A 26,046-nucleotide genomic window follows, 5' to 3' on the forward strand; every position below is an offset into this window, starting at 1 on the left:
ATTATCGTGATATTGAATTCGCTTAAAAGCAAAATCAAATCATTGATTTGTTATCTAATATGTATCATAATGCTTATATATTGAGCAAGTTCATTTTCGTGAGTTCGCTAAATAACGAATCCTGAAATTGAAATAGATCGATTTTACTCAAAAAGGAAGTGGACATCATGATGCTTGGGACAGATGCAGCTTCATTGCTAATTTACGAGGCACTGGCAAGTGAAGCCCGATTAAACATAGTGCGCCTGCTGCTACAAAACAGAGAAATGCATATCAATGCGCTTGCCCAAGAGCTTTTTCTGAGCAAAGCTATTGTAAGTACACATGTCAGCAAGCTGCAAAAAGCCGGAATTGTCGGTAGCCGAATGAAACGGGAGAACGGCGGAACCTATAAGTACTGTTTTATCGTACGAGAGTTCATGACTATTAACCTGTCACCAGAGCCTGTTGACGCTCCTTACCATGAAATATCCATACCGGTAGGTCAATATACAGATTATGAAGCATGGCCGACCTGCGGGATTGCGACAACTACGCAGATGATTGGACAGTACGACACACCTGCCTGCTTTATGGACCCGGATCGGGTGAACGCGGGAATCCTTTGGATGGCACGAGGTTTTCTTGAATATAAGATTCCCAATTATCTGTATAATGATCAGCATCTTCGAGAGATTGAAATTTCCCTTGAACTAAGCTCGGAAGCGCCAAAGGTAAACGAAAACTGGCCGTCTGATATTCGCTTTACCCTTAACGGCAGTGATCTCGGTACTTGGACAAGCCCTGGCGATTTCGGGGATCGGAAAGGTAAACATACGCCACAATGGTGGAAGCTGGATGTCAATCAGTATGGTGTATTGAAAATGCTGCGTATTAACGGGGAAGGCACGTTTATGGATGGTCAGCGCATCTCGGACGTGCGCGTTCAAGACCTGAATCTGGGTGCATCCACCTATTGGACCTTTGGATTGAAGCCGGAAGAGGGAGTAGATGGTCGAGGCGGGCTTACCCTGTTTGGCAAAGGTTTTGGCAACTATGATCAGGATATTCTGATTCGATACTATTATGATGCTCAGGAAAATAAAACTCCAGACGAATAGGATTTTCGTTTTGATGTCAGTTTATAGAGGGAAAGTTCCACGATGAACCACCTGCAGAACAATTCCAGAGTAATGGTATTGACAACGATTACATAGCTGATATAAGATACAGCTATATAAGGAGTGTCACTGATTCGATCAGGCACCACCAGAGTCTGGATTCCACAAGTTTGTTTATTACTTGTGAATTGGACATTGGTGGTGCTTTTTGCATACTGGGGGTGATTGCATCATGAGGTTTAAAAAATCGTTAAATAACAACATCGCACTGGCGGAAGACGCCGAAGGCTGCGAAGTCATTGTCATCGGAACGGGTGTTGGCTTCAAAAAAGTAAAAGGACAGCCGATTGAGCAGAGCCAGATCCAGAAAATGTTCCGAATTGGCTCGAATGATAAATATCAGCGAGTTGAACAATTTCTCAGTGATATCCCACTGCAAGTCATCGATATTACGGATCAGATTATTGAAGAAGGCAAGACGATGATCGGAAAAAAGCTGAATGACTCGATCCTGTTAACACTTGCGGACCATATTCATTTTGCGCTGGATCGTTTCAAAAAAGGCGTGGTTGTGCAAAATCCGCTTCATTGGGACATTCGCCATCTATATCCTGCCGAATACCGTGCCGGAGAATGGGCAGTTCGAAAAATCAATGATGCTTTTCAAGTCTCGTTGCCATCTGGTGAATCAAGCTCTATTGCCCTTCATTTCGTGAACTCACAATTCGACTCGGGCAGTATGAACCAAACGATTAAAATTACACAGATGATTAATGAGATTTTAGGTATCATGACAGAACATTTTGGAATGGCACTGAATCAGGAATCTGCTGATTTTTCCAGGTTCATCACCCATCTGAGATACTTCATTGTTCGTCAGTTGAACCGGGAAGTGCTCTCGTTTAAAGATCAGCAATTTCTATATGATGTATTGTCGGAGCGATATCCTGTCAGCTTCCAATGCGCACTCAAAATAAAGGAGGCGATGGAGCAGCAACGCGGATTCGTGATTACTCCCGATGAGATGGTATATCTCATGATCCACATCGAGAGAGTGACATCCCGTACCGATACGGATTGATCTCCATACAACCTGTTTGAAGTTATACCATCATCAATATGAATTGAATATGGAGTGTTACTGATTCGATCAGGCACCACCAAATGTTTCCGACTCCGCATCTGCGGCGGGCCGGTATTACATTTGGTTTTTTTTTCGCCAAAAAAGGAGGAAGCAACATGAATCATCGGGAGTTGTCCAAAGAAATTATCCAGTTAACAGGAGGGCAAGAGAATATTACCCAAGCCTGGCATTGCATTACACGGCTTCGTTTCAACGTTCGAGAGCAAAACAAAGTTCAATTGGAACAGATCAAAGCGCTTCATGGTGTGCTCGGCGCACAGTTTCAGAACGATCAGTTTCAGGTGGTCATTGGCAACCAGGTTGCAGCCGTATATGAGCAGATCGAGGATCAGATGAAGCAGAGTGGTATATCGAAGCCCGAAACAGACGCGCCACGCTCTAAAGGGATTAATGCTGTTTTGGATACGATCTCCGGCATTTTCACTCCGATTCTGCCTGCCATCGTAGGTACCGGGATGTTAAAGGGGATTCTGGCATTGCTCGTTACACTTGGAGCGATACAGGAGAAAAGCGGTGAGTATCAAGTTCTGTCTTCCATCGCAAACGCGGCCTTTTATTTCTTGCCTTTTCTTCTGGCTCTATCATCAGCCCGAAAGTTCAAAGTGAATGAATATATCGCCCTGACGCTTGCAGGTACTTTATTGTATCCTACGATGCTGAATGCGTATCTGGCAAACCAGCTTGAACCGATTCGTTTTCTCTCGCTGCCCGTGTCCATTGTGAATTACACCCAGTCCGTTATTCCCATTATTCTGGGCGTGTGGCTTCTGAGTTATGTACATCGCTGGGTGGATCGTTTTATTCCCGGTCCGGTCAAAGTCATCTTTACCTCGATGATTGTACTAGTCATCACGGTGCCGATTCTATTAATTGCGATTGGCCCCCTAGGGAATTACATGGGCATCTATCTGGAAATGGGCACTTCTTGGCTCTTTGCCCATTCGGGTCCGTTAACCGGCATTATTCTTGGCGGCCTCATGCCTCTGATTGTTATGACGGGAATGCATTATGCGTTCTTCCCAGGCACCTTGCAGAATCTGAGCAAACTCGGATATGACGTGCTTTTGCTGCCGATCAACCTGATAACCAATATGAGCCAGGCTGGTGCAGTCACGGCTGTTTTCCTCAAGACCAAAGATAAAAGAATGAAATCCATTGCTTTATCCAGTGGCATATCTGCCTTGCTTGGCATTACTGAACCTGCACTGTACGGTGTCACCTTGAAGCTGAAAAAACCATTTTACGCTTCACTCATCGGTGGAGCAGCAGGGGGTGGCTTTATTACCGCAGTGGGTCTGAAATGCTTCGGTTTTGCTGTACCAGGATTGCTGTCACTTCCGTTATACATTGGCCCGAATGGTGGCATGTCCAATTTCTGGTATGCATTAATCGGAATTGGCATCAGCTTTAGCGTTTCCTTCGTGGTGACTTTGCTGCTCAAGTGGGATGAGCCAAATGCACACAATTCTGCCATGTCCGACTCAGCACAAACAATAACCGAACAGGAACAGGATACAACCACTGCCTTTTCTGAAGAAACGGTGGCACCTGTCACAGTACATTCCATTGAGGATAAAAAAGGGGAGGTGTTCAGCCCGCTCACTGGTGAATTGGTGCCGCTCGCAGAGCTTCCGGATCAAACGTTTGCCGAGGAATTGACCGGGAAAGGTATTGCCATTCGTCCGCAGGATGGCCGTGTTACAGCTCCTTTTGACGGAACCGTCACGTTGGTTGCCAAAAGTAAACATGCGATTATGCTGACCTCATCCAGTGGAATCGACATTCTCATTCATGTTGGACTAAACAGTGTGTCGCTCAAAGGGAAATTTTTTGACGTGAAGGTTGTTGCAGGACAAGAAGTGAAGAAGGGTGACTTGCTTCTGGAATTTGATATGGATGGCATTCAGGGTGCGGGTATTGACCTTGTGACACCAGTCATCGTAACCAATACGCCGGATTACCTCGATGTAGTACCTGTTCAGGTGAAGGGGGTGATTCCAATGAATGAATTGCTTCTCCTCACCGTTCGTTAACAGCTTCATAAATACCATATACAACAAAAGGAGAGAAACAACATGACAAAAACAATTAAACACTCATTTCCTGAAGGATTTTTATGGGGCGGAGCTACCGCTGCCAATCAGCTCGAAGGTGCATATGACGCAGACGGCAAAGGACTCTCTACCTCAGACATGGCTCCATTCGTTCCTCATGAGGAGCGCAATGGCAAGGATTTCACCTTCGACGTCGATTCTGTTCAATTGGAAGAATATCTGAGCGGTAACACCGACGTATATTTCCCGAAACGGAACGGCGTGGATTTCTACCATCGCTACAAAGAAGACATTGCCTTGTTTGCAGAGATGGGTTTCAAAGTGTTTCGTCTTTCAATCGCGTGGACACGGATCTTCCCAACAGGAGAAGAAGCAGTTCCCAATGAAGCTGGTCTTGCCTTCTATGATAACGTGCTCGACGAACTCTTGAAATACGGCATTGAGCCGCTCGTAACGATCTCTCACTACGAGATGCCCGTAGAGTTAACCCGCAAATACAACGGCTGGGAAAGCCGCGAAATGATCGATCTGTATCTGAAATTTGCCAATACGCTGTTTGACCGTTACAAAGACAAAGTGAAATACTGGATCACCTTCAATGAAATGAACATGATGCTGACAAGTCTGTATACTGGCGGCGGCATTCTGGAAGATAAAATCAAGGGAAACCCGGAGCAAGTGGCTTATCAGGCAACGCATCATCAGTTTGTAGCTAGTGCGCTGGCTGTCAAAAGTGGTAAAGAGAAGATGCCAAATGCTCAGATTGGCTGCATGATCTGCCGTCTGGAAACGTATGCTGCTTCTAGTAAACCGGAAGATGTGTTGCAGACGATGAAGGAAGATCAGATGAACCTGTTCTACCCAGAGGTACAGGCACGGGGCGAATACCCATCCTATATGCAAAGATATTTTGAGGAAAACGGCATTGAACTGGTTAAAGCTCCTAACGACGATGCCATTATCCGGGATAATACCGTGGACTTTATTGCTTTCAGTTATTACATGACGTATATCGGAAAGTATGACCCGAATGACAACAGCAACTCAGGTATGCTGGTAAGTCAGATCAAAAACCCTCATCTGAAAGCTAGCGAATGGGGATGGCCTATCGATCCGATTGGTCTTCGCGTCGCGCTGAACCGATTGTATGACCGCTACCGGATGCCGCTCTTCATCGTTGAAAACGGGCTGGGTGCTATCGACACACCGGAAGAGGACGGGGCAGTGCATGACCCTTATCGCATCAAGTACTTGCGCAGCCACATCGAACAGATGAAAGAAGCTGTCGCTGACGGCGTTGAATTGATGGGTTTCACTAGCTGGGGACCTATCGATATCATTAGCTGCTCCACTTCTGAAATGGGCAAACGTTATGGTTTCATTTATGTAGATCAAGACAATGCTGGCAATGGTTCATTAGAAAGAACCCGCAAGGATTCCTTCTACTGGTACAAACAAGTTATTGAAACGAACGGAGAAATCCTGTAATTATACAAAATTCTTACACGCCGCCCGTATGGGCGGTTCTTTATTTTACACTAGTAAAATCAGGGATAATTATGTAAACTTGTGATATTCAAACAAGAGGAGTGAATTCAATGTCTAACAAGGTGATTTTGCTTTAGGTTCACAGAAGGATATTTGCGTTACAGAGATTCCTTTTGTGGACATTCCAGTGCGGGAAACCGTCCAAACAATGTTTACTGGAGGAGATTATTATTAATTTTAACGAAGCTGTTAACATCAGCAATACACATGTACTGACGCTGGTACCCGAGTTGTTTCATCTGGAGGGTTACAATATTCAGCTTATTCCGCCTCATGAGGGTGGACGTAATGTCGTTTACACTTGCGAGCAAGAGGGGCGTGAATCGCTAATTCTACGGGTGTCTTTTTTGCCTGACAGAAAGCGGGAAGATTACATTGCCGAACTGGAATATGTCCGGTATCTGTTTGAGCACGGTGCAAGTGTCTCGAATGTAGTCAGCTCGAAAAAGGGCGATCTGTTAGAAGAGGTCACTTATGGTGAGCATACGTTCTTTATCTGTATGTTTGTGAAGGCCACAGGGAAGTTGCTGGTAGAGAACCATTATCAGTACCGGGAAGGCGTTCCACTTAGCGAATACTATTATAATAGCGGTAAAGTTCTGGGCAGAATGCATCAGCTATCGAAAGGGTACACTCCCGTCCATCGCCGGCATCATTTGATTGACAATTACAGCGGTGAATATATCGATAACCTGGTACCTGAATCATTCCCTCTGCTTAAGGGGAAGATGGTCGAACTCCTGAATACTTTAAGAGCTTTGGATACAAATAAGGAAACATTCGGCATGATCCATTTTGATTATAACGATGGGAATTACTCGATCGATTTTGATACCGGTCAGATCACCGTGTATGATTTTGATAATTCATGCTTTGGTTGGTATATGTATGATCTGGCCGATCTATGGACACACGGCGTCGGCTGGGTTCAATTTGAGCCGGATGCGGATAAACGCAGACAGTTCATGGATGACTATTTTCAAAATGCCCTCGCTGGATATACTTCCGAGACCAAGATCGAAGATTCGATGTTGGAGAAGCTGTCTTTATTTATTCAAGTTACTCTCTTGGAGAACATTCTAGGTCAATTTGAGGAAATGCAGCGTGCTGGCGAAGAACCGGAAGCTGACGAAGCACTGTTGTATCTCATTAAATGTCTGGAAGAGGATATACCGTATAAAGGATTTTTCCATGAGATGTATTCCACTGAAGCTCCTTTTGAGTATGAGGGACGCTGAAGGGACCTGTACGTAAACTAAACCCTGAATAACCAAGGATTCATCAAGTGGGGAGGCAGCCGGATCGACCGGTTGCCTCTTTGTTTGTCTGTGACATGTTATTCGAATTTGGAAGGAGGCACATTGTAAAATTTTTTGAATGCTTTGGAGAACGTAAAGGGATCGGGATAACCCAGAAATTCGGCAATTTGCTGGATCGTATATTTTTTCTCGTACAGATAGTCTCTTGCCCGATTCATTTTGATCTGATTGATGTACTGTCCGGGTGTTATGCCGAGAATTTTTTTGAACAAAGAAATAAAATATTTCTCAGAGACGCCAGCAATATCTGCAAGTTCGTTAACTCGGATGGCACGATGCAGATTCGCATCCACGTAGGGGAAGACATTCTGCAGAACTTCCAGACTTCCTTCGATCTTCCTCGGTTTTCGGTCTTTCAGGAACTCACCGTGATACAGCCCTTGCCTATGTAATTCCAAAATTTTGGCGATGACAAGAAGCAGAGAGGCTTTCAAGTAAAGTGGACTGGCGGAAGTGCCGCTACTCTGCTTGAATCTTCGATAGGACGAAGTGAACAGCGTTGATTCCTCTTGAATGAGATTGCCAGGTACAATGCCCGGAAGTTGAAACTCGCCGAGTATTCGCTTTTGCTCAGCGATGCTGAAATCAAAGTGCATGTATATGAATCGGCACAACTCTCCGGTCGTGCAAGCCATATAGGGTATATCCGGATAAAAAAACACCACGTCCCCCGGTTCTGCCATATGCTCGATTCCATCGATGGTAATCTGCACGGAGCCTGCTGTAATGAACCACAGATCATAATCGGAATGAGACTTGTGCTCCGTCCAATTACTGTCGTGCGTTTGTTCCAAATAAGAGCTCATGCGAAGTGTGATGTACTCCGAAAGTTCGTCGATTATACTCATATTTACAGTTCCTGCATGCATCTAACCCAATTCATTCCTCTCTACTTTATGACATCCTTTATTTTTCACTATCATATACAAGGAATTATCTTTTATTAATTATCGTACCATATGACATGTATTGAAAACTATGACGCATTCCGATTCCAGCCCACTCACCTATAATGAACTTATATCGTTACGAGGAGGGGTTATTGATGAATGCTACAAGTACACAACATCCAAAGGTGGTTGTTATTGGGGCGGGCAGCCTTTTTTTTGGTCGTCAGTCCATCTGGCAGATGGTACACTCCCCATATTTGAATCAGGGAACGTTGGCTTTGGTGGATACGGACGAGGAACGGCTCTCGAAAATGGTAAAACTAGCGGAAATGGTCGCCAAGGAGAACAACGTATCCCTAAAGATTGAGGGTTCAGTGGACCGAAGACAGGTACTTCCGGAAGCCGACTTCGTTGTGCTCAGCTTTGCGGAAGAATCGGTGAAATATCGGGGCATCGACTGCCAGGTTTCTCTAAAGTATGGGATTCGGATGTGTTCTGGCGATACGATTGGCCCGGGCGGAATCTTTCGTGCGATGAGGGAACTGCCAGTTATTATGGAATGCGCCAAAGACATTGAGGAGTTGTGTCCGGATGCTTGGGTGATCAATTATATTAACCCGTCTACCGTGCATGGCATCGCATTACATCGATATGCTCCGAAGCTTAAATCGTTTGCGCTGTGCGATAGTCATCATATGCCGCATAAGAAAGCCTATTATGCCGTACGAGCCGGAATCATCGAAAATACGAGCCAGTTCACCGCAGAAATAGACCAGAAATTCGATTTTCGTATCGCGGGTGTCAATCATTTCACTTGGCTGCTCAAAGCAGAATATGAAGGAAAAAATGTGATGCCCACAATTGCAGAAGCCATGCGTAAACTGGCAGGTGATGAGAATAACGGAGGTGATCGCGGCGCAAAAGCTCTTTTTAACGATGCAATTACCTATGAACTGTATGATATTTTCGGAATCATTCCTACTTGTACGGCGCATACGAAGGAATACGTGCGGTATTGGCAGGGTCTTGGCAAAACTGCGGACACGATTCCTCCATTATCAATCTGGGAGACAGAGGACAGATATGAGCGTCACGATGAAATGTGGCAGCAAGTCGATGACTTCCTTGCAGGAAACATCCCGATTGCCGATTACATGAGCACCTTTGGACCGGATCATGCGACAGATATCATCGAAAATATGGTGGGGAACTTGGGCAAAAAATTCTTCATCAATACGCTCAATCAAGGTGCGGTAACCAATATGAATGCGGATTCGTTCCTGGAACTCCTATGCGATGTAGATATGGATGGGGCGAAGCCACTCCATGTAGGCGAGATGCCACGCGGAATTAGAGGGATGCAAGAACTTGTACTGGATACGCATGAGCTTACGGTTGAAGCTGTTCTGGAACAGAGCTACGAGAAGCTGAGAAGGGCGATGCTCACTGACCCGCTCGTGAGTTCCATCAGTGACGCGGACAAGATCATCCATGAATTGTTGGAACTGGAGCGTAAGATGATTCCGGACGTTTGGTATAAGGACAGACTGCAGTATAGCTAAGAAGGGAGAATGATAAAGATAAAGACCACGTTGGCTCCTTCAAAGGGCTAACGTTGGTCTTTATTTTTTATCATTTGTCATTTATCCAGACTTCCTACTCTACTTTAAACAGGCCAGCATTATCTTCATAGTACGAAGTAATAAAATCACGAAATTCTCCAACAGCAGGAGATAACCATTTTTGTTTGACCCAGGAGAGGCTAATTGGATATATCGCTGAATCATCAGCAATTTTTACATAACGTAACCCCAGTGCTCTACATACGGAGATCGGAAGTAATGCAACACCCTGATTAAGCCTGATAATTTCAAGCAGGGTATGAGAATCGACCTCGAATGCAAGATTGGGCAGGAAGCCTGCTTTTTCACAGAGCATAGTGGTAAATCGGCTGTACTCCTTATTATCGGCAAGGGAAATAAAGGGCTCATTTGCAACAACATTTAATGAAATTCTTGTCTCTCCGCCGTATTGATGATTTGTTGGCACAACCAGAACAATATCCTCCTCAACAAGGACAACACTCTCAATCTCCTCATCCTGAATCGGATGCCCCGTAATGCCCAGATGCATGTCGCCTTTCTTCAATCCTGTAATAATTTCACTGCGTGTCCCAATACCCTGATGAAGCTTGGTCTCGGGGGTACCGTTGATATAGTTACTAATGAGACCTGTGAGGAATCGGGTATTGGTAATCGAGATCCTGATCGTATTGGATATTTGCTGTTCCTCCGCTTTAATTTCCATCTCTGCATTTTCAATTTCAATAAAAATCCGGTTCACATGTTTCAATAAAATTTCACCTGAGGAATTCAATTGAATGTTTCGTCCTCTCCTATGAAATAGGGGGGTACCCAATTCATCCTCAAGTCTTTTAATCGTCAAGCTTAGGGAAGGTTGAGCAATATTCAATTGTGCAGCTGCCTTAGAGATATGTTCAGTATAGGCAACGGTCTGAAAGTATTTGAGCTGAAGCAATTCCATTCATTCGCACTCCTTATTTATTCTGATAAATATATATAGTACTTATTATGTATTATATTAAATTTAAATATTGATGTAGAATTTTTTTATGAGATACAGTTCAAATTTTTATATAACAAAACTTAACTAAATTTATGAGGTAGGTGTCTTTGATGAAAATCGATGTGAATAACATAGCTAAAAATCTGAATACACCCCTAACGGCTCCGGCATACCCGATGCCACCGTACAAATTCGTGAATCGTGAATATTTGAATATTATTTACCGGACCGATGAAAAAGCTTTACGGGCAGCCGTACCAGAACCTCTCGAAATTACTGAACCACTGGTTAAATTCGAAGTGATGTGGATGCCGGATGTTTCTGGACTGGGTGCTTATACAGAAGCTGGACAAGTCATTCCTGTGCAATTTAATGGAGAGGAAGGCGATTATGTGCATTCAATGTACGTAGACAATTTCCCCGCGATTGCGAGTGGTCGAGAGCTTACAGCCTATCCGAAAAAGCTGGGTGCGCCCAAGTTGTATACCGATTCAGATACACTTGTCGGCACACTTGATTATGGAACGCTGCGTGTAGCCACAGCAACGATGGGCTATAAACACGTAGAAATGGATAAGGATATCGCCAAACGTGAAATATGCGCACCTAATTTTATGATTAAGATTGCTACTGACTATACCGGGAATTTAAGAATATGTGATCTAATCCGTACTCAAATTACGGACATCGAAGTGAAGGAAGCTTGGACAGGACCTGCCCGGCTTCAATTGTTCGAACATGCGTTGGCACCTCTTGCAGATCTGCCTGTGTTGGAAGTGGTGTCCGCTTCTCATATCCTTACCAACCTAACCTTAAACGCTGCACAACCTGTATATAACTACCTGGAAGAGAAATAAGGAGGAAAAATAAAATGAGAATTGCAATTGTAGGCGCAGGATCTTTGGGAACCATCGTAGGTGCATACCTTGCGGATGGTGGACTGGACGTTGAGTTAATTGATGCATATCAGGAACATGTAAATGCTTTAAATCAGACGGGTGCTAAAGTGACCGGAACCACGGAGTTTCAGGCCAAAGTAAAAGCCATTACTCCTGATCAGAAATCAGGACAATATGACCTTGTCTTACTTTTAACTAAACAACTTTATAACGATTCCATTCTTCAGGAATTACTTCCATTCTTGAAGGAAGACAGTATGGTGTGTTCCTTGCAGAACGGGATTCCGGAAGAAAAAGTGGCGTCCATCGTGGGTGAAAAACGTGTCATTGCAGGCTCCGTTGAATTTGGCGCTACGTTCATTGAACCAGGTGTATCAAGTCTGACTACCGAGTACACTCAATTTAAGCAGTATGCTTTTCAGATTGGCGAATTAAATGGTGAAATCACCGAACGAATTCAACGTGTGAAATCGGTGTTGGATCTTGTGGGTGGAACACATATTTCCGATAACCTGGTTGGAACCAAATGGTCCAAATTGTTGATTAACAATGCATTCAGTGGTTTGTCCGCTGCATTGAATGGGGAATACGGAGACATTATCGATCATGAAGCCGGCATTGTGAGTGCAGCTCATATTGCGGACGAGACGATTAAAGTTGCTCGCGCCAATGGGGTTACCTTGGTTAAAATGAATGGATTCGACATCGCTTCACTCGAACTGAACAGCGAAGAAGATATCCCTGAACGGGTGAAAACATTACGTTACGTGATGGAGCCTTCCAGACTCCTCAAAGCAAGTATGCTTCAAGATCTGGAGAAAAACCGCAAAACAGAGATTGATTATATTAACGGGGTTGTTTCAAGCAGAGCAGAAGGTACCGGAATTGCGACACCTTATAATGATTTAGTTGTAAAACTGGTCAAATCTGCTGAAGAAACGCAAACCGTTCCTGATTTTGACACGAATATTAAAGCTTTTGAAGAACTATTAAGTGCTATCTAGAGACATGTTCTGAAAGGAATACGTCTAACGAAAAACGAAGGAATTAATAACCGTTGGATAATAATTACATTGACAACTGCAGGTTTTTCCAAAATAATAGAATGTAATTGAATACTGGTACCTTTAATTCAGTCCAGAGAGGCTGGCAAGGGCAGCGGATTTCATAATCACGCGAGAATCAGGGCATATTCCGTAATAGGATGCTCTGTGTCTTCGCGCGGATTATGATGCAAAAAGAGGCTACTTGTCAGTGCATAACTTGACGAGTAGCCTCTTTTTTTCTGCTTTTTTGGTATCAGATACACTTTATGTTGGGGGTATTCTGATGAGCAAACAAGATCAAGAATTTTCATGGCAAGCGGTGCCGAAAGCACAAAGAAACCAATTTTGGAAGACGTTATCCGTCATGCTCGGTTTCACATTTTTCTCTGCAAGCATGCTGGCAGGAGGGACATTGGGCGTCAGCTTGACGTTCATGGAGTTCATTGGCATCGTACTTGTAGGAAATCTGGTGCTTGGTATCTACACAGGGGCACTGGCACATATCGCCGCCAAAACGGGCCTGTCCACGCATTTGCTCGCTAAATATGCGTTCGGTGCAAAAGGGTCGTATCTGCCTTCGTTCCTGTTAGGCTTCACTCAGGTTGGATGGTTCGGTGTTGGTGTGGCCATGTTCGCAATCCCGGTTGCCAAAGCCATGGACTGGAACGTGTACCTGCTCATCATCGTGTTCGGACTTGCCATGACAGCATCAGCCATCTTCGGCATGAAGTCACTCGTCATTCTCGGATATATCGCAGTTCCTGCGATTGCCATTCTCGGTGGTTACTCCATGTTCGAAGGGGCAGGTTCGCTGGGTGGTCTGCAAGGGTTGCTTGAATACACGCCGACTCAGTCGCTCACCACGGCGGCAGCATTAACCATCTGTATCGGATCATTCATAAGCGGCGGAACACTGACACCCGATTTTGCGCGGTTTTCCCGGACATCGAAACAGGCAGTTACCGCAACAGTGATTGCATTCTTCCTGGGTAACTCACTCATGTTTCTGTTCGGTGCAGTTGGTGCGATGGCCTATAACCTGGCCGATATCTCAGAGGTCATGTTCCTGCAAGGGTTAATGATCCCGGCAATTATTGTTCTGGGCCTGAATATCTGGACAACGAATGATAATGCACTGTACGCTTCGGGTCTTGGTTTTGCGAACATCACCAAAATTTCAAAGAAATTCTTCGTCATCGTTAACGGCATCGTGGGTACCATATTCGCCATGTGGATGTACAACAACTTTGTCAGTTTCCTGAACGTACTGGGCGCGGCGGTACCGTCCATCGGGGCTATTATTATCGCAGATTACTTCATTGTGAAACGTAGAAACTATAAGCCATTTGCCGACATGTCATTCAAAAATGTAAACTGGGTAGCAATGGTGGCTTGGGCCATCGGCGTGGCATTTGCTCAACTGGCTCCTGGCGTAACACCATTGAACGCACTGCTTGGTACAGCAGTGGCCTATATCGTCTTGATGCTGATTGTTCCTGCGAGAGAAACCAAAGAAATGGGGAAAATAAATGATTATACAGAACGCAAAATTGCGGGGTAAAGAAGGACTATGGAATATCGTTGTGAAAGACGGAAAGTTTGAACGAATTACACAATCGTTGGAAGTGACTGAAAATGAGGAAATCCTGGATGTCAACGGATCGCTTGTGCTGCCACCTTTCATTGAGCCGCATATTCACCTCGATACAACGCTCACCGCAGGTGAGCCGGAATGGAATCTAAGCGGAACGCTGTTTGAAGGCATCCAGCGCTGGTCAGAGCGCAAGGCTTTCTTAACACATGAGGATGTGAAAACACGTTCCAAAACGGCACTCAAGTGGCAATTGGCACAGGGCATCCAGCATGTACGAACACATGTCGACGTTACCGATCCAAGCTTGATTGCTGTTAAAGCAATGCTTGAAGTAAAAGAAGAGATGGCTCCATATATGGACATCCAGCTTGTTGCTTTTCCACAGGAAGGCATTCACTCTTATCCAAACGGGGCAGAATTGCTGGAAGAGTCACTGAAAATGGGCGTTGACGTGGTCGGCGGCATTCCACACTTCGAATTCACGCGGGAATATGGCGTTGATTCAATGAAAGTTGCGTTTGATCTGGCCGAAAAATACGACCGTCTGATCGACATCCATTGTGATGAAATCGATGACGAGCAATCCCGTTTTGTTGAAGTTGTTGCCAAGGAAGCTTACGAACGTGGACTGGGTTCACGAACAACGGCAAGCCACACGACAGCAATGGGGTCCTATAATGACGCTTATACGTACAAATTGTTCCGTTTGCTGAAGATGGCTGATTTGAACTTTGTCTCTAATCCGCTGGTCAACATTCACCTGCAAGGACGATTCGACACATATCCGAAAAGAAGAGGGCTGACACGTGTCAAAGAGTTGCAGGAAGCAGGTCTGAATGTGTGCTTTGGTCACGATGACATCTTCGATCCTTGGTATCCGCTCGGTACAGGCAATATGCTGCAAGTACTGCACATGGGGATTCATGCTTCGCAGTTGCTTGGTTATGACCAGATCGTGAATTCAATTGACCTCATTACAAAAAACAGCGCAAGAACGTTACACATTGAGGAAGTATACGGCATTGAAGAAGGTAAACCTGCTAACTTCATCGTACTTGAAGCAGAGAATGAATATGAGGCTGTTCGCAAACAAGCCGGCGTACTTTATTCCTACAGAGGCGGTCGTAAAATTGCGGAATCGAAGCCGCGGGACACATCTATCATTTTTGAGGGCGGTACAGAAAAGGTTACTTTTAATAAATAATGAAGAAGAACGAATCCCATTAAAAGTCGCTATTTAAGCGGCTTTTTTTGCGTAATCACCTGTTATACTGCCTGGCCCATACAATGTATTTTATATGGAACATGAAAGGTATCAACAGACAACTTGCAAAGACCTCCCTATGTTAATAGAGGAGGTCTTTGTGTACTCATATTTTTGCTACAAGGAGAAGAGATCTGCTACTTGTTTTTTCTTTACAACAATCCAGCCCATTTCAGACCATGCCAGATTCCGTCCTGCTCCGCACTTGCTGTAACATGAGACGCCAGTTGTTGTAGAGAATGCGGGGCGTTGCCCATGGCAATGCTGCAGCCTGCATAACGGAACATCTCCAGATCATTGAAGTTATCGCCAAAAGCATACACATCTTCAGGGGAAAACCCTGTTCGGTCTGAGAGTCGGGAAACCCCTTCGGCTTTGGAGCCTCCGGCGGGTAGAACGTCCATGGACAACGGATGCCAGCGTACAAAGTGGAGATCACGAAACCTTTCACGGTATACCGTTTCCTCTTCTGGTGAGCAGAATAACATCGTCTGATAGATGAGTCTATTTATACGAAAGCTTTTGCTAAACCCAGGATGCGTGACACCAAGCGAAGTTAGACAAAGGTCTACATGCGGATGATATTCCTGACTGCAACTCATCTGTGAATGATCCAGATAAACGAGAGGATGTCCCGACAACTCAGCAAATGCAGACAATTGCTCCAAAGCTTCCGAACAGATGGGATTACTGTGAATGAGTTCTCCTTGATGCATCACATATTGTCCATTGAAACTAACATAAGACTCCAGCTCCAGTTCAAGCCGAACCTGTTCCAACATAAACGGAGATCGTCCTGAAGCTAAAGCGACCACATGTCCGGCTTCCTTTAATGAAAGAACAGCTTGCTTGGCGGAAGCGGGAATTCGATTATGGCGGTCGAGCAGCGTACCATCAATGTCAAAGAAAATCAGTTTCGGGGTCTGAGTCATAACGTCACACTCCTTCACCGCCGACGGAAGAAAGACTCAAACTTACTTGTTCATTCAGGGCGAAAGGAAGAGGGGAGATGACTTCCCAACGTTTCGTATCACTACGAATATCATAGTGGAATTCTTTCCCTTGAAACTGTACATTGGCGATCTCGCCCATTATTCCAGCTTCACTGGAAGGTTGTAAATGGAACTCATCGGGTCTAACGGGATACAAACCGTTGGATTTAAAATAGTTAGCAACATGCTTGCCAGGCCAAGCAATATTTGTACTGTCTTCAGGGACGAACATATCTGCATCCCAGTGACCTTTGACCAAATTCGACTTCGATACAAACCTCGCCACGAATTCGGTCTCTGGCCGCAAATAAATCTCCTGGGGTGTGCCAGCTTGTTCAATACGACCATCCTTCATCACGATAATTCGGTCAGCCATGGCAAGGGCTTCGCCTTGATCATGCGTCACATAAACTACGGCTGATTTCGTATTCCGATGTACTTGTTGAATCTCACGCCGCATATCCATGCGAAGCATGGCATCCAGACTGCTGAGGGGTTCATCCATCAGCAGTAATGAGGGCTGGGGAGCGATGGCGCGTGCAATAGCGACGCGTTGTTTTTGTCCTCCAGATAGCTCATGCGGCATACGTTCAGCCAGATGGGACAACCCCGACATATTCAGGACTTCCTGAATGCGGTTCTGCTCGTTATTTTTAATATGAGGAGGTGTTGATTTATGTGTTCTAATGGGAAAACGGACATGTTCGGAAACATTCATATGCGGCCAAAGTGCGAAGGACTGGAACACCATGCCAATTCTCCGTTTCTCCGGAGGTAGTAATGTCCCTGAACCTGCAACTACCTTGCCATCCATCAGAACATTACCGCTGCTTGGCTGCTCAAATCCGGCAAGAATGCGCAGCAATGTGGTTTTTCCACAGCCCGACGGTCCAAGAATCGCCACGAATTCGCCATCCTTAATCGTTAAATCAATGGAATGAAGTGCCTGGTAACTTCCGAAGGATTTGCTGACCTGTTGAATCTGGATACTCATGACTTCACTCCCTTACGAGTTGCCCAACGTTGAGCGATGAGCAAAATAACTCCGCCTGCCGCAATAAGTGCGACAATCAGACTGGACAATGCAGTTGAATAGAGGGTATCTCCTGCCTGTTCAAAACTAAATATGGTAACACCAATGGTCTGTGAACCTGATGAATATAACAATGCCGATACAGTAAGCTCGGTCAGTGCAGTCAGGAAGACCAACATACCTCCGGTCAGAATACCTGGCAGCAGTAAGGGCAGCAGAACAGCAGTCCATTTACGCCAGAAACCGGCTCCGGATATCCGCGCGGCTTCTTCCATGGATGCATCCAACTGCATGAATGAAGTGACACTTGAACGGATCTGAAGAATAAGGAATCGGCAGATGTAGGCAATAAACAAAATGGTCATGGTCCCATAGATGCCAGGGTTCCAACCGGGAACCGGCTCCATCCATACCAGAATCATGGACAGTGCGAACACAATGCCGGGTAATGTATAGGGAACAGCAGTGGCCAGTTCGGCCATTTTATTGAATTGATTAGGCTTGCGAACTCGTATATAAGCAAATCCTGAACCAATAATCAGACAAGCCAGCATCGTGACAAGGGAGAGGACCAGGCTGTTCTGGATCGCCTGCCATACACGCTCATTCTCGAAGAGAATATATTTATAATTGTCCAGGGTCATATTGGCAGGAGTCAGACCGAGACCATACGCTCTTTTTAAAGACATCGATATCATCGAAGACAACGGAATAATTGTAATCAGTGCGAGACCTGCCCATATGGCCAAGGTCAGCGGCTTGCGCATGCGACCCAAATTATACCTTGGGGTAAGATCAGGTTGCATCGTATCCGAAGCATGACTTTTACGTAAAAGAATCCATTGCAACAGACTGCCGACTACCGCAGCAGCACCGAGTAGTACAGATAACGATGCACCACGGGCAAATGCCGAAGGGCCGAATCCAATAATCTCTTCATATATAAGTGTACTGAGAACGGAAATATTTACAGGTGTGCCAAGGAAAGCAGGTATTCCGAAATTGTCCAGCGAAGCCAGGAAAACCAGCAATCCGCCTGCCGTTAGACCCGGAAGAGCAAGCGGCAGTGTAATACGACGGAAGACCTCGATCCTGCTGGCACCACCGGCTCTGGCTGCCCACTCCAGATCAGGCGGGATTTTGCGGAGTACATCCAAAGTGAACATATACACCAACGGAAAATGATGAATACCCATCACAAACACGATGCCCCCCATACTGTACATGCTCCAAGGAGCCAGATCGGGATGAATCCATTGCAGCAGATGTGCGAGCCAGCTCTGTGACCCGGTAAATGAAGACCAAGATAACGTGAGAACATAAGAGGGAAGAATAAAACAAAGCATGATTCCCATATGAAGGGCCGATTTGTGTCGTATATCCGTATAGGCGACGACCCAGGCCAGTGCAGTTCCAATCACGAGCGAGAACACAGTTGAACCGATGACGATATATACAGTATTGCGTAATGTGGACCAGAAGCGCTCCTGCTGAAGCAATTCGTTATAATGTGCTAACGTTAACCCTTGCTCACCCTGAAAACTGAGAAGAACCAGCTTCAGGATGGGGTATACAAAGAATAATAGAACAGCTATAGCACCCAACAGGGCGATCAATCGATTCCAACGAAACAGGCCGGGGAGGGAGAAAACGGACTTGCGCCCGTTAGCTTGCCCCCTAAGAATGATCATGTTTCTCTTCAATTTCTCCATTCAGACAGCTCCAATCCTTACTCGCCAAACACATTAATGAATTGCTGTTTATCTGTTTCACGATCCGCTGCAAGTTTGGCCGCATCGCCAGGCAAAATCTTCATTTCTGATACACCTTTCAATCCTTCAGGTGGGGCAATACCTTCACGAATAGGGGAGTAACCGATCTCGGCAGACAACTTCTGGCCCTCTTCAGAGAGAATGAAATCTACAAAGGCTTGAGAAGCCGGTACGTTGGCAGCTTCTTTCATAATCCCGATCGGTTCTGTAATGATGGGAACACCTTCTTCTGGATAGATCAGTTCAACTGGAGAACCTTTCGCTTTTTCACGTGCTACGAGGTAATCAACAACGACGCCATATGATTTTTCACCGCTGGCTACAGCTTTCATAACGGCACCATTTCCTTTAATTACGGCCATGCCATTCATCTTGGTTTCCTGTAGAAAATCCCATCCAAACCCATCTGTTCGACTAAACACACCGATGTTGTATGCTGCTGCACCAGAGTATAAGGGACTCGGCATAATACTTGCGTCCTTACTGTCCGGCAGGGTCAGCACTTGCCAAGATGTCGGTTGAGTAGTGACTTTTTGGGTGTTGGTAGCGAGTACCGTTGCCATAACCTTCGTACCGGCGTACATACCGTCCGGATCAACCAGATCTGTCGGGATTTCACTTAGCTCTGGGGACTTGTACGATTGTAGAAGGTCATCTTTTTTCAGATTTTCAAAGGTAACGGCATCGGCCAGCAGGAGTACATCCGCCTGTGTTTTACCCGCTTGACGCTCTGCCTGAAGCTTGGCAGTGACTTCTTCGGTTCCGGAACGGAAGATGCTGACTTGAACATCAGGATATTTATCGTTAAACGCCTTTACCAGTTTGCCTGCATCTTCTTCTGGTTGGGATGTATAGAATGAAAGCTTACCTGAGACTGTGCTCGAAGCTGCGCCTGAACTATCTTGATCTGTCGTGGCTTGTCCCTGTGCAGAACAACCGCTGAATACAATCATGCCTGCCAAAAGGGGCAGTAGTAACGACTTTTTGAATGGAATCACAGATAATCTCTCCTTTGGTGTCTAACTGATAGATTAGAGTAAAAACGTATGGATTGCCTGTGCAACGCCATCTTCAGCGTTGCTGCCAGTGACAACATTAGCGATTTCCTTCACATGAAGCTCTGCATTTCCCATGGCGATTCCTAATCCTGCCCATTGCAGCATGTCCAGATCATTATCATAATCCCCGGCTGCAGCTACCTGTTCGCGTTCGATCTGATGTGCATGACATAAACGTTCCAGTGCGCCTCGTTTACTAACTCCGGCTGAATTAACATCAAACCGCAAACTTCCTGTTCGTGTACATTGGAATAACCCTGATTCTTCAAGGGTACGAAACAGGTTTTCGCGTGAGTCGTGGTCTGTACAGATCACGGCTGCTTTGAACAGCATGCCTGGCATCTGGTTTACAAAGGTTCTGAAATCCTTTCCGACTTCAACGAAGCGAATAAAATCAGCCTCTATAGCATCAAGTTCATCACGTTCTTCGAAAGAATCCAATTCCGGTCTGTTGACCCTATTGTTGATGGCCCAGTTCCTATTGATATCATTAATCTCTTGAACATAGAGGACATTGTATCCATAGAAATGGATGTAGGCTCCTTCTTGCTGGATGACATCCAACATGAACAGCATATCTTCTATTTTCAGCGCAACGCAATCAAGCAGTTGTCCTGTCAAGGGATCTACCGTCACGGCACCGTTTAGTGCAACCAGTGGGAAATTCATGGAGACTTCCCTAGCGTGTGACCATACGGAAGCGGGAAATCGCCCAGATGCAATCGTGACATTCACTTCCGCTGAGATTAATTGTTGAATGGAACTTCGTGTCATAGGTGTTATCATTTTATCTGGATTGAGCATCGTACCGTCCAGATCAAGGGCTAACAATCTGTACATGAACATATTCCTCCCGGATTGATTAACTTACACAACATACATACGAAGTGGTTCGGGTATATCCACAGGTCCTTGGAAAGAGCGACTTGCTTCATCCCGCATGAACTCCAGATCGCCATCTCCGGGAAGATGGACAAGGACGAGCTGCTTGACGTTAGCCTGACCAGCAATCATGCCTGCCTGAAGAGCATTCATATGTCCTTGGCCAGTTGTGTGTACACTGCCTTCACAGATGGTAGCCTCACATAGAAAGATGTCTGCATCCCGAGCGAGTTCGATAAGAGAATCACAGTACGAGGTATCACCGGAATACACCAGCACCTTGCCTTGATATGTGATCTTAACGGCATAACATGTAATGGTATGCTGCACCTGTACAAATTCGATTTCTGCGCCAGCAAGCTGAATTTTGGATGAAGGATCAATCGAGATGACCTCGGTATGTTCACCATATAGACCATTCAGAATATCCACTGGATTATCCGGAGCATACAGCTTCAGTTTATTCAACATGCGACCATTGCGGATCGCACCCGCTGCAGCATATTGGAGGACTCCCAAATCCGCGATATGATCATGATGCAAGTGAGACAAAATAACACCTGATAGATCTTCCACGCATGTCTCGGTGGGGAGCTTACTCATAACGCCGCTACCACAGTCCAACAAAATCTGCCCTTCATCTGTGGTTACAAGGTATCCCGCAGTTGCTCCGCCAGCGGCGGGATAACCACCCCAGTAACCTAATATCTTCACATTCATCTTTGCACCTCTGTCTGTCTTGATCTGCATTCTTTACAAATGTTCCGCACAGTTACAATTGTAAAAAGGGTTTGTTTCTCTCGTGTCAACCGAAAGTCAATCTTTTGTAAAACTGCTTTTGGCAAAGTTATCCTGGCTTGACTCCGCCGCGAATCCCATTTTATAGTGGGAAATGTGTTAGAAGGGAAATTTAAACGTCAAAGGCGGACTTATATGTGAATATAGACGAACGCAAAAATATGATAAGAGTCTGTAAGATGTATTATTATGAATCCTGGACACAGGAGAAGATTGCGGAGAAGTTAGGTGTATCGAGGCCAGTCATCTCCAAGATGCTGCAACGTGCGAAGGAAGAAGGCATTATTGAGATTGTCATTCATGATGATGATTACGAAACGTCCAAATTGGAGAAAAAACTGGAAGACTTATTTAACCTCAAACAGGTCTTGGTCGTTCCAACCAAGGATCTGAATAAAGAGTTGTTGTCGAGTGCTGTAGGCAAGGCTGCCGCTCAATTTGTCCAAAAATTAATTAAAAACGGTGACCGTGTGGGTGTCTCATGGGGCAATACGCTCTATCATATGGTGCGAGAGTTCCCTTTGGAGAAAAAAGAGAATGTCAAAATCATTCCACTGGTGGGTGGAACAGGGAATTCGCGCAATGAAATGCACTCTAATCAGATCGCCTATGAGTTATCCAAAAAAATGGGCGTAACCTGTGATACGTTATATGCTCCGGCCGTTGTGGAAACAGAAGAGTTAAGGGAGCAAATTATTGGCATGCCTAATATTTCGGCCGTTCTTAAAGAGGGGGAGAATATTAATCTCGCGCTGGTTGGGATCGGAAATCCGTATTCCATGTCAACGATGGAACGATCGGGTTATCTGAATGAGCAAGTGTTAACTGAATTAGAAGCACTTCACACGGTAGCGGATATTAATTCTGTGTTTATTACTCGTGAAGGTACAATCACCGAGCATCCCATTAATCATAGAGTCATTGGCCTTGGACTGGAGCAGTTAAAGAAGACTAAAACGGTGGTAGGCATGGCCTTTGGTTTGCACAAAATAGACTGCATACTGGCTGCTTTGCGGGGTGGATATATTAATATGCTCATTACGGATGAAGCCACAGCAAGTCATATTACAAAAATTTGATGTTCGGGAAAGATCCTTTCGTTTGGCTAATGAAACAAGTTGAAGCCGAGACTAATTGTATATTCATGAAGCCAGGAGAACGACAAGGTTCTCCTGTGCACCTACAAGAAGGACTAACCATTTAGCCTGCTTTTATGGCTTCACTAGAAGCCTGCTTCCCGCTTTTTTTACGAACAAAACTAATGATCAGCAGCAGCAGTAACAAGCCAAACAAAAAAATGGATATATTGCCAAGAAAATCACCTAAAGCTAACGTTTCCTCCAGTTTTTAGGCAAGTAAGCAATTACATATAAGACTAGCAACATCGCGAATTGTATGCTCGTAATATTTTTGAGACAAAACAAATCTCGGATCCCGATTGCCGCAAAATAGTGTTTAAAAGCATAGGTTGCAAAGATCTGCATCAGCCAAAATACAATGTACAACGATTCATATCGCTCAAAAAGAAACCCCTCAATTTCAAAACTTCATATCCAGAATAGGAGAGACACGAAGGTTTAAGACCCTTCAACACAGGCATGAATCCAGCGCCCAGGAGTGGTCTGAGGTTATTCAGTTCAAACATCTTGCTGCCACCCGTTAACATATAAATACCAATCCACAGACTGACCATAATGGTGACCCAAGTAGGCGTACGCTCAAGGATATACATACTAGTAATTTCGGCCATGACTCTAACTTCGAATGAACAAAGAACAACAAAATACACGATAATTAAAAGTCCCAATAGATAAGCAATCCATTGACCTGTGATTTCGGGTATAAATTCGAACACCGTTTTACCGGGGAATCTACGACACAAGGTTACAAGAAGAATGCTGATTGTGGTTACAATTAATCCTGATAAAATGACAGCAATCCATACATCTGGTGTTCCTACTGCTTTACTAATTGTGCGAGGGAGTGTTAGAATTCCAGCTCCGAGTATTGAATTGATAACTACAATAATGACCTCAGAGGTATTAATATTAGTTGTGGATTGCTTCATTGGCCTTCGTTCCAAACCGGAGAATATATTTCTAGGTAGTATCGCCCAATGCAGTTGTTTTATGTAAAATATGCCGTACTGATATAATGTAGTGATATCCAATAACGAATTGAAGATGAGGATGTAGGTTATGCCAAAGAACGATAATATGTTAGCCATGCTATGGATGCTGAATTCAGGCAGCAAAGTAACTGCAAAACAGATGTCCGAAAAGTTAGAAATCAATATAAGAACCGTATATCGCTATATTGATGCATTATGCACCAGTGGAGTACCGATTATTTCCGATACAGGTCACAACGGCGGGTATAGCTTGCTGAATCAGCATATCAAAGCACCTCTATTATTTGATATTGATGAAAAAAAGGCACTTCTCCAAGCTGCTGTTTTTGCAAAAGAAGCTGGATACCCTTTGAGTGAGGCATTGGACAATGCGACATCCAAATTGAGAATGTATTCAAATCAGGATCAGGAAAACACACTTCGCCGTCATTTAGCCGGGTTTAACGTTATCAATCGCATGGGAGATCCATCCGTTCAGTCAATCTTGGCGGAATTGGAGCAAGCCGTGGCTAATGATTGTTCTGTCGAAATTGATTATCTCAGAAGCCGAGATGAACAACCCAAGAATAGAGTAATAGACCCGTATGGAATGGTTTACTGGAATAATAAATGGTATACCATTGCGTTTTGCCACTTGAGAAATGAATTCCGCAGCTTTCGGGCAGATCGGATTCTGCGAATCAAGCATACTCCGCTCCGCTTTAAGCGTTCGGAAGCTTTTTCTGCTCGTGAATTTTTCCTGCAAAATTTATTGCCTGATGTAGGAGGGGAAGAGGGGTTAATTTCCTTGGTTATCGAAGGCCGATCAGAGGCATTGGACGACTTGGGGCTGCATTGGTTTATGGGACATTATCTGAAAGAACGGACTTCTAATCAAGCCATCTTTTTATTTGATGAAAAATCAATTGATACATACGTCCCCTATTTTCTCCTCTCCTATGGGAAATCCATTCAAGTCATCGAACCACGGCGCTTGAAGGACAAACTTGTTGCTGTGGTATCCGAGTTAATGGAATACTATCAACTTTAACAACTTCACTGACAGTATTGGAACTCATCGAATTTTGATCTGTGAACTTGATAAAAAAGTTGCGAAGCTTTGCTGCTTTGGATATGATTATCTAATGTTCAATCAAAAAAATACTTATGTAATCATTTAATGATAAAAGATAGTGAGGTAGAAAAAAATGATCGCAAGAACAGAAGAAGATTTTAATGGCTTGAAGGAAATTGGCAAAATTGTAGCTTCTATTAGAGATGAATTGGTTCAAAGAACCATCCCAGGCATAACCACTAAAGAACTTGATGATTTGGCAGGAGAGCTTTTTGAGAAAGCTGGCGCAGTTTCTGCTCCAAAAAGTGAATATAATTTCCCGGGATTTACTTGTATTAGTGTTAATGAAGAAGTGGCACATGGTATTCCGGGAGATCGGGTTATTCAAGAAGGGGACATCGTCAATATTGATGTGTCTGGCTCCAAGAACAGTTATTTTGCAGATACGGGAATCTCGTTTGTCGTAGGCGAAGGTGCAGAAGTGTTAACGAAAATATGCGACGTTGTTAAACTGGCATTTGAAGCAGGCCTTAAAAAAGCAAAACCGGGCTCCAAAAAAAGCGGAATCGGGAAAACCGTATTCCAAACTGCCAGACAGCATGAATTAACGGTTATTAAAAACCTTACAGGACATGGTGTTGGACGTGGAATACACGAAGCACCTGACCACATCTATAATTATAATGATCCATCGGATGATGAATTGTTAAAAGAAGGCATGGTTATTGCTTTCGAGCCATTTATCTCAACTTCAGAAGAAGAAGTAGTCCAAACTGGAGATGGCTGGACCTTTGTTACTAAAAACAGCTATGTAGCTCAAATAGAACATACCATTATTCTTACTAAAAATGGTCCAATTATTGTCACTCTTTAAGGTGTTCA

21 protein-coding genes and 1 pseudogene are annotated in these 26,046 nt (G+C 44.6%); 13 read left to right on the plus strand and 9 right to left on the minus strand.

Going from position 1 to position 26,046, the window contains the following annotated elements:
* Positions 1–167: 167 nt before the first annotated feature.
* The 5 genes from MKY66_RS15085 (at position 168) to MKY66_RS15105 (ending at position 7,084) form a co-directional block, all read left to right on the plus strand.
* Complete coding sequence (locus MKY66_RS15085) at positions 168–1,100, plus strand: ArsR family transcriptional regulator (protein ID WP_076210729.1); 933 nt, start codon at positions 168–170, stop codon at positions 1,098–1,100.
* Between the two features lie 232 nt (positions 1,101–1,332).
* Positions 1,333–2,181, plus strand: a complete 849-nt coding sequence (locus MKY66_RS15090) for a PRD domain-containing protein (RefSeq protein ID WP_083657030.1) — start codon at positions 1,333–1,335, stop codon at positions 2,179–2,181.
* Positions 2,182–2,339: 158 nt separating this feature from the next.
* Entirely contained in the window at positions 2,340–4,277 is a 1,938-nt protein-coding gene (locus MKY66_RS15095; RefSeq protein WP_076210727.1) for a beta-glucoside-specific PTS transporter subunit IIABC, read from the plus strand.
* Positions 4,278–4,319: 42 nt separating this feature from the next.
* The gene (gene ascB / locus MKY66_RS15100; protein ID WP_076210725.1) at positions 4,320–5,786 is read left to right on the plus strand and encodes a 6-phospho-beta-glucosidase; all 1,467 of its coding nucleotides are present in this window, start codon (positions 4,320–4,322) and stop codon (positions 5,784–5,786) included.
* 173 nt (positions 5,787–5,959) lie between these two features.
* A complete protein-coding gene (locus MKY66_RS15105) occupies positions 5,960–7,084 on the plus strand; it encodes a phosphotransferase (protein ID WP_256704215.1) in 1,125 nt (374 codons plus the stop codon).
* Positions 7,085–7,182: 98 nt separating this feature from the next.
* On the opposite strand, the gene MKY66_RS15110 is transcribed toward MKY66_RS15105, so the two are convergent.
* The gene (locus MKY66_RS15110) at positions 7,183–8,013 is read right to left on the minus strand and encodes an AraC family transcriptional regulator (RefSeq protein ID WP_256704214.1); all 831 of its coding nucleotides are present in this window, start codon (positions 8,011–8,013) and stop codon (positions 7,183–7,185) included.
* A 197-nt stretch (positions 8,014–8,210) separates the two neighbouring features.
* Between MKY66_RS15110 and MKY66_RS15115 the strand changes: the two genes are divergently transcribed.
* The gene (locus tag MKY66_RS15115; protein ID WP_076210721.1) at positions 8,211–9,617 is read left to right on the plus strand and encodes a glycoside hydrolase family 4; all 1,407 of its coding nucleotides are present in this window, start codon (positions 8,211–8,213) and stop codon (positions 9,615–9,617) included.
* Positions 9,618–9,711: 94 nt separating this feature from the next.
* Here MKY66_RS15115 and MKY66_RS15120 read toward each other — a convergent pair whose 3' ends face one another.
* Positions 9,712–10,599 carry a LysR family transcriptional regulator gene (locus tag MKY66_RS15120; RefSeq protein WP_076210719.1) on the minus strand — a complete coding sequence of 296 codons (888 nt, stop codon included), beginning with the start codon at positions 10,597–10,599 and terminating at the stop codon, positions 9,712–9,714.
* A gap of 152 nt (positions 10,600–10,751) precedes the next feature.
* Here MKY66_RS15120 and MKY66_RS15125 point away from each other — a divergent pair, with 152 nt between their 5' ends.
* From MKY66_RS15125 to MKY66_RS15140, 4 genes are all read left to right on the plus strand, one after another.
* Positions 10,752–11,498 carry an acetoacetate decarboxylase gene (locus MKY66_RS15125; protein ID WP_083657029.1) on the plus strand — a complete coding sequence of 249 codons (747 nt, stop codon included), beginning with the start codon at positions 10,752–10,754 and terminating at the stop codon, positions 11,496–11,498.
* A gap of 14 nt (positions 11,499–11,512) precedes the next feature.
* Entirely contained in the window at positions 11,513–12,544 is a 1,032-nt protein-coding gene (locus MKY66_RS15130) for a ketopantoate reductase family protein (RefSeq protein WP_076210715.1), read from the plus strand.
* A gap of 325 nt (positions 12,545–12,869) precedes the next feature.
* The gene (gene codB / locus MKY66_RS15135; RefSeq protein WP_076210713.1) at positions 12,870–14,147 is read left to right on the plus strand and encodes a cytosine permease; all 1,278 of its coding nucleotides are present in this window, start codon (positions 12,870–12,872) and stop codon (positions 14,145–14,147) included.
* On the plus strand, positions 14,116–15,384 hold the full coding sequence (locus tag MKY66_RS15140; protein ID WP_076210711.1) for a cytosine deaminase: 1,269 nt from the start codon (positions 14,116–14,118) through the stop codon (positions 15,382–15,384). Before codB ends, MKY66_RS15140 begins: the two co-directional genes overlap by 32 nt.
* 212 nt (positions 15,385–15,596) lie before the next feature.
* On the opposite strand, the gene MKY66_RS15145 is transcribed toward MKY66_RS15140, so the two are convergent.
* From MKY66_RS15145 to MKY66_RS15170, 6 genes are read right to left on the minus strand one after another with little or no spacing between them, the layout of a single operon-like run.
* A complete protein-coding gene (locus MKY66_RS15145) occupies positions 15,597–16,376 on the minus strand; it encodes a Cof-type HAD-IIB family hydrolase (RefSeq protein ID WP_076210709.1) in 780 nt (259 codons plus the stop codon).
* 4 nt (positions 16,377–16,380) lie between these two features.
* The gene (locus MKY66_RS15150; RefSeq protein WP_076210707.1) at positions 16,381–17,430 is read right to left on the minus strand and encodes an ABC transporter ATP-binding protein; all 1,050 of its coding nucleotides are present in this window, start codon (positions 17,428–17,430) and stop codon (positions 16,381–16,383) included.
* Positions 17,427–19,181, minus strand: a complete 1,755-nt coding sequence (locus MKY66_RS15155; protein ID WP_143760307.1) for an iron ABC transporter permease — start codon at positions 19,179–19,181, stop codon at positions 17,427–17,429. Before MKY66_RS15155 ends, MKY66_RS15150 begins: the two co-directional genes overlap by 4 nt.
* Before the next feature lie 17 nt (positions 19,182–19,198).
* Complete coding sequence (locus MKY66_RS15160; RefSeq protein ID WP_256704213.1) at positions 19,199–20,239, minus strand: ABC transporter substrate-binding protein; 1,041 nt, start codon at positions 20,237–20,239, stop codon at positions 19,199–19,201.
* 33 nt (positions 20,240–20,272) lie between these two features.
* Positions 20,273–21,139, minus strand: a complete 867-nt coding sequence (locus tag MKY66_RS15165) for a Cof-type HAD-IIB family hydrolase (protein ID WP_076210706.1) — start codon at positions 21,137–21,139, stop codon at positions 20,273–20,275.
* A gap of 27 nt (positions 21,140–21,166) precedes the next feature.
* Positions 21,167–21,931, minus strand: a complete 765-nt coding sequence (locus MKY66_RS15170) for an MBL fold metallo-hydrolase (RefSeq protein ID WP_339807173.1) — start codon at positions 21,929–21,931, stop codon at positions 21,167–21,169.
* A 227-nt stretch (positions 21,932–22,158) separates the two neighbouring features.
* Here MKY66_RS15170 and MKY66_RS15175 point away from each other — a divergent pair, with 227 nt between their 5' ends.
* A complete protein-coding gene (locus MKY66_RS15175) occupies positions 22,159–23,058 on the plus strand; it encodes a sugar-binding transcriptional regulator (RefSeq protein WP_256704212.1) in 900 nt (299 codons plus the stop codon).
* A 121-nt stretch (positions 23,059–23,179) separates the two neighbouring features.
* On the opposite strand, the pseudogene MKY66_RS15180 reads toward MKY66_RS15175, so the two are convergent.
* Positions 23,180–24,047 (minus strand): annotated as a pseudogene (locus MKY66_RS15180) (GerAB/ArcD/ProY family transporter).
* Between the two features lie 130 nt (positions 24,048–24,177).
* Between MKY66_RS15180 and MKY66_RS15185 the strand changes: the two are divergent.
* Together MKY66_RS15185 and map are read left to right on the plus strand one after the other, a co-directional pair.
* Complete coding sequence (locus tag MKY66_RS15185; protein ID WP_076210704.1) at positions 24,178–25,140, plus strand: WYL domain-containing protein; 963 nt, start codon at positions 24,178–24,180, stop codon at positions 25,138–25,140.
* A gap of 157 nt (positions 25,141–25,297) precedes the next feature.
* Complete coding sequence (map, locus tag MKY66_RS15190; RefSeq protein WP_076210702.1) at positions 25,298–26,038, plus strand: type I methionyl aminopeptidase; 741 nt, start codon at positions 25,298–25,300, stop codon at positions 26,036–26,038.
* Positions 26,039–26,046: the final 8 nt, after the last annotated feature.

Source organism: Paenibacillus sp. FSL R5-0766 (assembly GCF_037971845.1).
Lineage (GTDB): Bacteria > Bacillota > Bacilli > Paenibacillales > Paenibacillaceae > Paenibacillus.

Coding starts and splice junctions, on each gene's coding strand:
- MKY66_RS15085 (WP_076210729.1), top strand. CDS start 168: ATGATGCTTGGGACAGATGCAGCTTCATTGCTAATTTACGAGGCACTG.
- MKY66_RS15090 (WP_083657030.1), top strand. CDS start 1,333: ATGAGGTTTAAAAAATCGTTAAATAACAACATCGCACTGGCGGAAGAC.
- MKY66_RS15095 (WP_076210727.1), top strand. CDS start 2,340: ATGAATCATCGGGAGTTGTCCAAAGAAATTATCCAGTTAACAGGAGGG.
- ascB (WP_076210725.1), top strand. CDS start 4,320: ATGACAAAAACAATTAAACACTCATTTCCTGAAGGATTTTTATGGGGC.
- MKY66_RS15110 (WP_256704214.1), bottom strand. CDS start 8,013: ATGAGTATAATCGACGAACTTTCGGAGTACATCACACTTCGCATGAGC.
- MKY66_RS15115 (WP_076210721.1), top strand. CDS start 8,211: ATGAATGCTACAAGTACACAACATCCAAAGGTGGTTGTTATTGGGGCG.
- MKY66_RS15120 (WP_076210719.1), bottom strand. CDS start 10,599: ATGGAATTGCTTCAGCTCAAATACTTTCAGACCGTTGCCTATACTGAA.
- MKY66_RS15125 (WP_083657029.1), top strand. CDS start 10,752: ATGAAAATCGATGTGAATAACATAGCTAAAAATCTGAATACACCCCTA.
- MKY66_RS15130 (WP_076210715.1), top strand. CDS start 11,513: ATGAGAATTGCAATTGTAGGCGCAGGATCTTTGGGAACCATCGTAGGT.
- codB (WP_076210713.1), top strand. CDS start 12,870: ATGAGCAAACAAGATCAAGAATTTTCATGGCAAGCGGTGCCGAAAGCA.
- MKY66_RS15140 (WP_076210711.1), top strand. CDS start 14,116: ATGATTATACAGAACGCAAAATTGCGGGGTAAAGAAGGACTATGGAAT.
- MKY66_RS15145 (WP_076210709.1), bottom strand. CDS start 16,376: ATGACTCAGACCCCGAAACTGATTTTCTTTGACATTGATGGTACGCTG.
- MKY66_RS15150 (WP_076210707.1), bottom strand. CDS start 17,430: ATGAGTATCCAGATTCAACAGGTCAGCAAATCCTTCGGAAGTTACCAG.
- MKY66_RS15155 (WP_143760307.1), bottom strand. CDS start 19,181: ATGGAGAAATTGAAGAGAAACATGATCATTCTTAGGGGGCAAGCTAAC.
- MKY66_RS15165 (WP_076210706.1), bottom strand. CDS start 21,139: ATGTACAGATTGTTAGCCCTTGATCTGGACGGTACGATGCTCAATCCA.
- MKY66_RS15170 (WP_339807173.1), bottom strand. CDS start 21,931: ATGCAGATCAAGACAGACAGAGGTGCAAAGATGAATGTGAAGATATTA.
- MKY66_RS15175 (WP_256704212.1), top strand. CDS start 22,159: ATGTATTATTATGAATCCTGGACACAGGAGAAGATTGCGGAGAAGTTA.
- MKY66_RS15185 (WP_076210704.1), top strand. CDS start 24,178: ATGCCAAAGAACGATAATATGTTAGCCATGCTATGGATGCTGAATTCA.
- map (WP_076210702.1), top strand. CDS start 25,298: ATGATCGCAAGAACAGAAGAAGATTTTAATGGCTTGAAGGAAATTGGC.